Below are 7,431 nucleotides of genomic sequence, written 5' to 3' on the forward strand. Positions count from 1 at the left end.
GTCTACAAATCACCTTAGCTGAGAGTTCTGTTGATAGTCAACAGGAAAATGAAAAAGCGGTCGCGGATAACACGAATTTTGATGCCGGGGAGCGATTTGCGGTAAAATCGCCGGAGTCATCCCTGGGCCGCGCTGCCGGAATATAGGAGTATCGATATGATATCTGACGAGATGCAGGATCCCCGCGACGCTGAAACCACCGTCGACCCCCTGAACCGCAGAGAGTTTCTGAAGGTTCTGGGACCCGGCGTCTATATTTTCTTTTGTCTCGAAGACCTCCTTGCCTTCCCGCAGGGGCGGGGCGGCGGCAGCAGCTACCCCGAGGATTTCAATGCCTATCTCAAGATCGATGCGGATGGGCGGGTGACCTGCTTCTCCGGCAAGATCGAGATGGGGCAAGGGATCATCGCGGCTCTGGCTCAAATGCTTGCCGAGGAACTCGAGGTCTCGTACGACTCGATCACGATGATCATGGGAGACACCAGGCTCTGCCCGCCGGACGGCGGCACCAACGGGTCCCGCAGCGTGAGGTACTTCGGTCCGGCGCTGCGAGCCGCCGGCGCGGAAGCGAGGGAGGTCTTGCTGCAGCTCGCCGCAGAGAATCTCCAACTTCCGGTGGAACGCCTGGCAGCGAAGAACGGCGTGGTCAGCGATAAGACCAATGCGGCGAAAAAAGTCTCCTACGGAGCTCTTGCACAGGGGAAAAGGATCGAAAGACATCTGGCGAAGAAACCAGACCTGAAGCCACCCTCGGCGTTTCAGGTCTGCGGGAAATCGCTGCCGCGTCCGGATCGGACGGAGAAGGTCACGGGCAAGGCGAAGTTTGCCGGCGACATCCGCTTGCCGGGGATGCTTTACGGAAGGGTTTTGCGGCCTCCCGCCCATGGTGCCAGGTTGAAGAGCGTCGACGCGAGCGCCGTCAAGGAGATCAAGGACGCGCGCGTGCTGCAGGAAGGGGACTTTGTGGCCGTGGTCCATGAGCTTCCGGATTTGGCGGCTGCTGCCATCGAGCGCATCAAGGCACAGTACGATATGCCTGACGCAAAGATCGACGAGAAAACCATTTTCCAGCACCTGCAGGAGGTAGCCGCGCCTCAAGGCAACGTGATCCGTGAAAGGGGGGATCAGGCAAAAGGGCGCGAACTTGCTACCACCAGATTCGAAGAGACCTATCTCACCCCCTACGTTGCCCATGTTCCCACAGAAACGCACACCGCCTTGGCCGACGTGAAAGAGGACGGCGCCACCGTCTGGATCGGCACCCAGCGACCGTTTGGCGCTCCGGCAGAGATCGCACAGGCCTTGAAGATGCCTGCGGACAAGGTCTGGGTTATCACTCCTTACGTGGGCGGCGGTTTCGGCGGCAAGAGCCAGGTCATGCAGGCGGTGCAGGCCGCGCGCCTCTCCAAAATGACCGGCAAACCGGTCCAGGTTGCCTGGACGCGGGAAGAAGAATTCTTCTATGACACCTTCATGCCTGCCGCGGTCGTCAAGATAAGCTCCGGCCTCAATGCCGCGAATCAGATAGTTTTCTGGGACTACCAGGTTTTATTCGCGGGCGAAAGGAGCTCGGAGCCTCTTTACGAAATTCCGCACCAGCGCACGGTTTCACGTGGTGCGGTGCGCGGCGGCCCTGCCGCTCATCCGTTCGGAACCGGTGCCTGGCGCGGTCCGGGCAGTAACACCAATATTTTCGCGCGTGAGTCTCACATCGACATCATGGCGGCCAAGGCCGGTCTAGATCCCGTGCAGTTCCGCCTGAAAAATCTCAATCCCGCGGACGACATCCAGAAAAGAGTGATCCGGGTGCTGAATGCAGCCGCCGAAAAGTTCGGCTGGAAACCAGCCAAGACGCCCAGCGGCCGCGGCCATGGGGTTGTCTGTCTCGATTACCTGGAGACCTGTGTTGCCGCGATGGCGGAAATCAGTGTGACCAAGGATACCGGCCGGATCCAGGTCAACCGCATCGTCCTTGCACAGGACATGGGACCGGTGATCAATCCCGAGGGGGCCACCATGCAGATCGAGGGTGGGGTCACCATGGGGCTGGGATATTGCCTATCCGAGGAGATCCACTTCAAAGGAGGGGAGATCAAAGACCTGAATTACAACACTTATGAGATCCCGCGCTTCTCCTGGACACCGAAGATCGAGGTTGTCCTGGTTACTAACCATGAAATTCAGCCGCGGGGGTGCGGAGAGCCGCCCATCACCTGCATGGGCGGACTGATGGCCAACGCGCTCTTCGATGCCACCGGGGTCCGGCTGAACCGGCTCCCCTTAACCCCTGAACGCATTAAGGAAAAACTCTAGGAGCCTCGGCAGCCGCCAGGACGGCAAGAGTGATCTCGGCGCCCTGCCGGTAAGGCATTGACATGACAAATCAGCGGCAATACGATGCGCCCGTGGACCCGGTACCGCTGCTACAGCACATCTTGAAGAAACCCTCGACCGGAGACCTTCTTTCCCTGCAGAGTATTCTGCTCTCCTGGGAGGAAAAGGCGGATTCTCCACCCGCGCGCGAGCGGGCTGCAACTGCACTCGCGCTCCTGGGGGATTTCTACGGCTACCTGGTGGGTCTGGAAACCAAGCTGGAGGCGCACGCCTACGCCGAGCTCGCATCGAAAATGGACGTGGGGGCTGTCGGTGGAGTGGTTGCCGAGAATGTGCTCGGAGCCGGCGAGAAGCTGCTCGAGCGGGTGCTGATCGGCGGCTTCAGCGAGGCTCTCACCGTCCTGGCCAGCCGGCAGTATGTAAAGGCCTTCAACCGGGAGCTCGAGGCGTTCTACCAGCAGGTCGCGTGGCAGCTGCGAGTTCACCTCTGGCACTTTTCCGCAGCCCGTCGCCCCGAACTCTCCCCACAGGAACGCGCCGCCATGATCGATTCCCTCTTCGCTCCCATCCTGGACAAAAAGTTGCCGGGCGAAGCCAAATCGGTCGTGCTCGGATGCCTGTTCCAGGTGTTGCTCCTCGGCTCCTTGACCTCGATGCTGCCCGCGTGATGCCGCGCAGCCAAAGCAAAACCACGAAATACACGAAGCGTTTTTCGCGCCTTTCGTACTACTTTCCGGCAAATCCTTTGCAGGAGGGCAAGGTCTTTTCCACGCGACACAGAGCAGGGAGGCGCGAAGCGCCGGCAGTAAATAGACCCGCCCGTGAGGGTGGGGGCAGTAGTGAGAGAGAGGATATCGATGTCCGAAGGACCGGTACAGATGCCTGGTGCCGCGGCGCTCATTCCGGTTCGCCTGATAAACCCCGGCCTTACGGCCGGGGCTATGATTTGCCGCCTCTTCGAGGCTCCTTTTCGCCGCGGCTCTGCAGTGAGCTTTTTGATTGCGGCTCTGCAGCACCATGCATTTCGTGGCCGCAGAGGCGGTGGCTCTACCTTGAAGATCCGAACAGCAGGGTATCGCCTTTCCAGATCGACCGGAGCTTGCGCGGAGAAAGACGCAGCCGGCCGCGAGCCGGATCGCGAAGCAACGGTTCTCCTGAAGCCGTGAAAGAGTCCAGGACGACATAGTGATTTCTGTTCAGGAGCAGGATCGCCGGCAGCGGCGCACGCCGCAGGTCTTCGAACTTGAGGCGCCAGCCCTCGCAGCGCAAGCCTTTCGCTTCTGACAACTGCTTCATGCTCAGCATGGACGCACCGGCAGGAGAGTTGCCAAGCCTGGCAAGAAGCTCGTCGTAAGCAATGGCTATTTGATGGTGGTCGAAGATCATCTTCAAAGCAGCATCGCCGCAGTCGTACGAACTCCTTTGCAAAAAGACCCCTTCCCGGCCCAGATAGACTACTTCGCGCAAGGAGCGATAACCATACCACCAGAGCATAACCGTACTGAGAACAAGCGTCATCAGACCCATGACTGCAAACTTGCGCATCTTCACTTCACCTCAATGATACGGCTGAACAAAGACCCTGAGCGGCGCGCCAGAATCCATCCGCATGGATAATGTTTCAGCAAAGCGGGGTCTATTTCAGTGTTCGGAACACTGATGAAAGGCCAAGGATTAGCCCAGAGGGGGTAGAGGCGAGCAGAGCGCGCAGAATTGAAGCCGTCATGGCCTCGCGTCCGCTGTTGCCCTCAGCGTCCTCTGCGTCGAGCTTTTGAGGATCGAGGTGGTTTTATGCAATGAAGGTGCCCTTCGCCCAGAGAGACCGCTTCCAACTTATTGCTGGAATTGGCAGATGCGGGCTCACCTCCTATTCGGCAGCCCTCTGGGCAAAACCCGGCTGCGGTGCCGTTTACCGGTGTTTACCTGCCGCTGGCCGAAAAGAAGCTGCCCCCAGGCAGTCTTGCTCTTATCTTTGGGGTTAAAGATGAGCGCAAGGAGGGTCCCGTGAACAAGAGAAACGCTGCTTCCATCAGTCCCCTCATTCTCGTCGGAGCCACCCTGGTCCGGCTCGTCTGGTTCACACTGTTCCAGTACCTCGCCGGTATCAATCTCGCAGATTTGTGGCACTATTGCCTACTCCAGCTTGTTATCGGCGGATGACAGGAGTCTAATGGCCTTCGAAGGAGGTCAGCGTGGAAAACAGAACGAAGGTTCGCCTCTCTCCGCAATTGGCACTCGGCGTGATTGTGATTCTCCTGGGCATCGTCTTTACCCTGGATAATCTGAACCTGGTAGAAGCCGGGGAGTACCTGAAATACTGGCCGGCGCTGCTGGTGGCCTTTGGCCTCTACCGGCTTATAGATCCTGGAGATCCGCCCAACTATTTCCCGGGCGTCCTTTTTGCTGGCATCGGCATGGTGTTGCTATGGAATGCCCTGCGCCTCCACCTTTCAATCGACCGTTACTGGCCTCTTCTTATCGTGTTCCTCGGATTGATGATTATTTCGCACGCTTATGACCGTACCCGCGGAATCAGCGCCGACAGCAAGTCGGTCATTTCGGCGTTCGCCCTTCTGGGCGGGGTTCAGAGAACCTGCAGATCCCAGAGTTTCCGAGGGGGGGAATTGACTGCGATCATGGGTGCCTGTGAGATCGACCTGCGAACAGCCGCCATGCAGGCCGAGGAGGCCGTCATCAACACTTTCTCATTTTGGGGAGGAATCGAAATCAGAGTGCCGGAAAGCTGGACCGTAACCACACAGATCTTCCCGCTGATGGGCGGATGCGACGACCATACCGAAGTCCATGGTGACGGGCCTCGCAAGCATCTCGTGGTCAAAGGCCTCGCGGTCATGGGGTCCGTCGAGGTCCGGAACTGAGCAATGCATCCCATTCTTGCGCAGAGAAGAAGACTGGCACTCTATCTGGCTGCCTGGTTGCCGGTTGTAGGACTGATCGTCGTGCTTCTTGATCTCTCGGGCCGACTGTCGTGGGCGGAGTCGCTGGCTCTTGCCATCCCGATGGGTCTTCTGAACGCTTTTCTGTGCCTGGCAGCATGGTATCTTTGTCGTACCTTTCCGCTCGGTGAAACCGGCATTCTCCGCCTCTTTGCCATCTATGCGATTGCTTCCCTGCTCACGAGTTCTCTTTGGGTCTTCATCGGGAAAGGAGTGGCTGCTACGCTGGCGGGCCTGCCCCGGCTGACAGAGTTGAATAGTCACTATACTCAACAAGTCCCACTGCTGTTCGGTGTCGGAATCCTGCTTTTCCTGCTCGTGGTAGCCGTGCACTATCTGCTGAGTTCTTTTGAAAGCTCCAGGCAAACCGAGCGGCGCGCGCTGGAGCTTCAGATTCTGGCTCGAGAAGCAGAACTGAAATCGCTGCGGGCACAGATCGATCCGCATTTTCTGTTCAACTGTCTGAACTCGATCAGCGCCCTGACCACCCTGGATCCCGCAAAGGCGCGCCAAATGTGCCTGCTGCTGGCCGACTTCCTGAGAATGAGCCTCGAGCTCGGGAGCAGGGACTTCATCTCGCTTGATGAAGAAATCTCTCTGGCATGTCAATTCCTGGCAGTGGAACAGGTGCGGCTGGGCCCACGTCTCGTGGTAGACAAAAGGATCCAGGAATCAAGCAGGAGCTGTGTGACACCGCCGTTGCTGCTGCAGCCGCTTGTGGAAAATGCCGTGCGCCACGGCATTGCACAGCTTCTGGAAGGAGGTCCGGTGCGCATTGAGGCAGAAACAAGAGGCAACCGGCTCAGGCTGACGGTTGCAAATCCCTACGATCCCGAAGCGGCGCCGGGTGGCGGCAAGGGCATCGGACTCAAGAACGTGCGCCGGCGGCTGATGACGCTGTTCGGCACCGAGGCACGCATGGACTTGCAGAAGGACGACAATATGTTTCGGGTGGAAATTTCCTTTCCGGCGAGGGTGAAAGAGACGGAGAGTCAATCTGCGGAAGCACGCAGCTAAGCGCCGATTCTCATCTGCGTTTACCTGCGGTTTCGTATGTGAGGAAAGTGCAAATGAAAAGCCCGGTGAATAAAGAAGGTGCAAGGGACAAACTATCATGCATCATCGTCGACGATGAGGAATTGGCTCGCAGCGTGATCCGCGAATATCTGTCCCGATATCCCGACATCGAGATTCTGGCAGAGTGCTCCAACGGGTTCGAGGCCGTGAAGGTCGCGAGCGAGGCCCGACCCGACCTGATCTTTCTCGATATCCAAATGCCCAAACTCACCGGTTTCGAAGTGCTGGAGTTGATCGGCACCGATACCGGCGTCATATTCGTTACCGCTCACGACGAGTACGCCCTGCACGCATTCGATGTGCACGCCGTAGATTATCTGCTCAAGCCGTTCAGCGCCGAGCGCTTCGGGGAAGCCCTCGAGCATGCCAGGCTGCACTTGAAGCTTGACCGGCAGACACCCTTCGCGGACCTGATCGCAGAATCACGAAAGCGCCACAAACCTCTGCAGCGGGTCTTGATCCGTGATGGTTCCCGAGTGCACGTGCTCCCGGTGGAGAAGATCGACTATGTCCAGGCGCAGGACGACTATGTTTGCTTCAAAGCAGGCGGCAAGGACTATTTGAAGCAGGAAGCCATGGCAGATCTTGAAAATCTCCTCGATCCCGCCCGGTTCATTCGCATCCACCGGTCCTACATTCTGAACATCGAGAGGCTGGCAAAGCTGGAGCTCTTTGCGAAGGACAGCCATGTAGCCGTCCTTACAGATGGCACCCAACTTCCGGTCAGCCGGTCCGGCTACGCCCGCCTGAAGCCTCTGCTCTGACAGCACTGAAGGTCGGTGACAGGAGGTACACTTCCTGAAGGTGTCGGATCGGGGGAATCATATTACGGAGAATCGGGAACAGCCCCGCATGCGCCGGGGCGCACACCGTCACGCCTGAAAAGCTAATATTATCCAGTCGGTAACGTCGGGATCGCTATCGCCTTCGGCGCTCGGCAAGAGTAGTCCACTACCGCTTTGCAGAAGTGATCCAGATTGAGAATGGTGTTTAGAGAAGACAGTCGGGAGATGGACTCAATATCATCCACGCCGAAGGCGTGAAGGGGGTTGTGGGGGGAAGT

General features: G+C 58.2%; 7 protein-coding genes. 6 read left to right on the forward strand and 1 reads right to left on the reverse strand.

The window, feature by feature from the left end; genetic code table 11:
- Nucleotides 1–156: 156 nt before the first annotated feature.
- Nucleotides 157–2,313 (forward strand): molybdopterin-dependent oxidoreductase, encoded by a 2,157-nt coding sequence (locus tag LAP85_16470; GenBank protein ID MBZ5497998.1) that lies wholly within the window; start codon nt 157–159, stop codon nt 2,311–2,313.
- 62 nt (nt 2,314–2,375) lie between these two features.
- Nucleotides 2,376–3,002 (forward strand): hypothetical protein, encoded by a 627-nt coding sequence (locus LAP85_16475; protein ID MBZ5497999.1) that lies wholly within the window; start codon nt 2,376–2,378, stop codon nt 3,000–3,002.
- 379 nt (nt 3,003–3,381) lie between these two features.
- On the opposite strand, the gene LAP85_16480 is transcribed toward LAP85_16475, so the two are convergent.
- Nucleotides 3,382–3,885, reverse strand: coding sequence for a hypothetical protein (locus LAP85_16480; GenBank protein ID MBZ5498000.1), 504 nt, complete (start codon nt 3,883–3,885; stop codon nt 3,382–3,384).
- A 453-nt stretch (nt 3,886–4,338) separates the two neighbouring features.
- On the opposite strand from LAP85_16480, the gene LAP85_16485 reads away from it, so the two are divergent.
- The 4 genes from LAP85_16485 to LAP85_16500 are packed head-to-tail and all read left to right on the forward strand — an operon-like array spanning nt 4,339 to nt 7,132.
- Complete coding sequence (locus LAP85_16485; GenBank protein ID MBZ5498001.1) at nt 4,339–4,494, forward strand: hypothetical protein; 156 nt, start codon at nt 4,339–4,341, stop codon at nt 4,492–4,494.
- 32 nt (nt 4,495–4,526) lie between these two features.
- On the forward strand, nt 4,527–5,213 hold the full coding sequence (locus tag LAP85_16490; GenBank protein ID MBZ5498002.1) for a cell wall-active antibiotics response protein: 687 nt from the start codon (nt 4,527–4,529) through the stop codon (nt 5,211–5,213).
- 3 nt (nt 5,214–5,216) lie between these two features.
- Nucleotides 5,217–6,308, forward strand: a complete 1,092-nt coding sequence (locus LAP85_16495) for a histidine kinase (GenBank protein MBZ5498003.1) — start codon at nt 5,217–5,219, stop codon at nt 6,306–6,308.
- 53 nt (nt 6,309–6,361) lie between these two features.
- Entirely contained in the window at nt 6,362–7,132 is a 771-nt protein-coding gene (locus LAP85_16500) for a LytTR family DNA-binding domain-containing protein (protein ID MBZ5498004.1), read from the forward strand.
- Nucleotides 7,133–7,431 lie beyond the last annotated feature (299 nt).

Source organism: Terriglobia bacterium, from assembly GCA_020072565.1.
GTDB lineage: Bacteria > Acidobacteriota > UBA6911 > UBA6911 > UBA6911 > JAFNAG01.